At 37.1% G+C, this 2,448-nt stretch carries 2 protein-coding genes; both read right to left on the reverse strand.

The annotated features are described in order from the left end of the window. Window positions 1-273: dihydropteroate synthase (locus ABX784_RS16930; RefSeq protein WP_372656244.1), on the reverse strand; the 273-nt coding region annotated here is incomplete at its 3' end. Then, the gene (ftsH, locus tag ABX784_RS16935; protein ID WP_372656245.1) at window positions 254-2,185 is read right to left on the reverse strand and encodes an ATP-dependent zinc metalloprotease FtsH; all 1,932 of its coding nucleotides are present in this window, start codon (window positions 2,183-2,185) and stop codon (window positions 254-256) included. The genes ftsH and ABX784_RS16930, both read right to left, overlap by 20 nt. Window positions 2,186-2,448 lie beyond the last annotated feature (263 nt).

The following is a 2,448-nucleotide window of genomic DNA, read 5'->3' on the forward strand; positions in this document are numbered from 1 at the left end:
CTCTCTAAACTCACCACTCTTGATCAGCTCAAAGAGTGGCCCTAGACGCTTCTGTTCTTCTTCTTTAGTAATTGCCTTATTGAAGGGAGCGGTAGACTCTGCACCGAAGTCAAAGCACTTACAGCCGTAATTTCTAAAATGATTAATTTGATCTTTAATTAAAGGAAGTGAAGTATACTTTCCACCATCTGAGAATGAATTAGGGGTGATATTAATCACCCCCATCATTTTAAAATTTGAATTTTCTTTAGGACTAAACTGGAACAGATCCATCGTCCTTAGAAGAGTCTTTACTTTCAGCTACATCAGCTTCTGGCTTAACTTCTTCTGGAGCATCTTCTTTAGGCTCTTCTTTTTTTACTTCAGAGATAATTGGAACACCAATATCTTCACCAGCAATTAAGGCCTCAACTTGCTTAAGATCAAGCGTTTCCCAAAGAATAAGACCCTCAGAAAGTCTGTCTAAAGCATCTCTATTCTCATTAAGAATATTAAGAGCTAGCTTATAGTTATCATCGATAAACTTATGAACTTCAGCATCAATCTCTTTAGAAGTTTGCTCAGAGTATCCAACAGCATCAGAAGTTGGACCACCAAATGGAGAACCACCTGGCTTAGAGAAGTTTCTAGGACCCATCGCTGTAGACATACCCCATGAACAAACCATGCTATGAGCTAGTTGAGTTGCTCTTTCAATATCATTTGAAGCACCGTTTGTGATCTCATTAAACGCAATCTCTTCAGCACAACGACCGCCCATTAAGAAGGCGATTAAGTTCTCTGACTTAGACTTTGTAAGGTTATGCATATCTTCACTTGGAAGAGTTTGTGTAACACCAAGTGCTCCACCTCTAGGCATAATAGATACTTTATGAATTGGATCTGTATGAGGAAGGTGCATTCCAACAAGAGTGTGACCAGCTTCGTGATAAGCAGTTACACGTTTCTCTTTATCAGAAATAACCATCGATTTTCTCTCAGGTCCCATTAAAACTTTATCTTTAGCAGATTCAAAATCTCCCATTTCAAGCTTCTTCTTACCTAAACGAGCTGCAGTAAGTGCTGCTTCGTTTACTAAGTTAGCAAGGTCAGCACCAGTAAATCCTGGAGTTCCTTTAGCTACAACTTCTAAATCTACATTTTCATTTAGAGGAGTTTTTCTTGCATGAACTTTTAAAATTCCAAGACGTCCACGAACATCTGGAGGTCCAACCATTACACGTCGATCAAAACGACCAGGACGAAGTAGTGCAGGATCAAGAACATCTAATCTATTTGTTGCGGCCATAATAATGACGCCTTCATTTGATTCAAATCCATCCATCTCTACAAGAAGTTGGTTTAGAGTTTGTTCTCTTTCATCGTGTCCTCCGCCCATACCGTGTCCACGGTGACGTCCAACAGCATCAATCTCATCAATAAAGATAATACATGGAGCTTGTTTCTTACCTTGCTCAAATAAGTCTCTAACTCTCGAAGCACCAACACCAACAAACATCTCAACAAAATCAGAACCTGAAATTGAGAAGAATGGAACATCTGCTTCACCAGCAACTGCTCTTGCAAGTAATGTCTTACCTGTACCTGGAGGTCCTACTAATAGACATCCCTTTGGAATTTTACCACCAAGACCAGTGTATTTCTTTGGATCTTTTAAGAAGTCTACAACTTCAAAAAGTTCTTCTTTAGCTTCTTGAACACCAGAGACATCATCAAATGTTACTTTCTTATCTTGTGCCGTTAAAAGCTTTGCCTTTGACTTACCAAAGCTCATCGCTTTTCCGCCACCAGACTGAAGTTGCTTTAAGAAGAACCAGAAAAGAACAAATAAAATAAGCATTGGAGCCCATTGAATTAGAAGAGTCGTAAATAGACTTCCCGATTGTTCTTTTTTATATTTTAAAATAACGCCATTATCTAATAAGTACTTCTTTGTGTACTCATCAGTTTTAGCTGTAACAGTAAAGTGTGAACCGTTCTCGTATTCTTCTTTGTATTGACCTTTAATAGTAAGGTCACCAAGGAAAGTCACATTATCAACGAATTTACTTTGAACTTGAGTTAGAAATGTTGAGTAGTCGACAACTTTTTCTTTATTTAATGATTGGTTCGTGGCCTGCCAAATTAAGACCATGGCCAAGAATAGAAAAATCCAAAGTGTCCAAGTTTTTTGTTGTTGTTTCATTATCTTCCTTAATGCTTATAAATTTGCTCTTCTTTTTGAGCATTAGTATCTAAGTTAACTATTTTAGTTATGTATTAGCAATCATTCAAGTATTACAAACGGGAATAATTACAAATAGTGTAACAAAATAAACCCGAAGCAACATAGGAATTTAGGAAATTAAAGGTAAAATTTTATCTTTTTGTGCGAAATATCAAGAATTTTACTTAAGTTTTGAAACCAAATTCCATTTTCGAGACAATATTCTGTTGTCTTTGGCATCA

The organism is Halobacteriovorax sp., assembly GCF_041587335.1.
In the GTDB taxonomy this organism is placed as follows: Bacteria; Bdellovibrionota; Bacteriovoracia; order Bacteriovoracales; family Bacteriovoracaceae; genus Halobacteriovorax.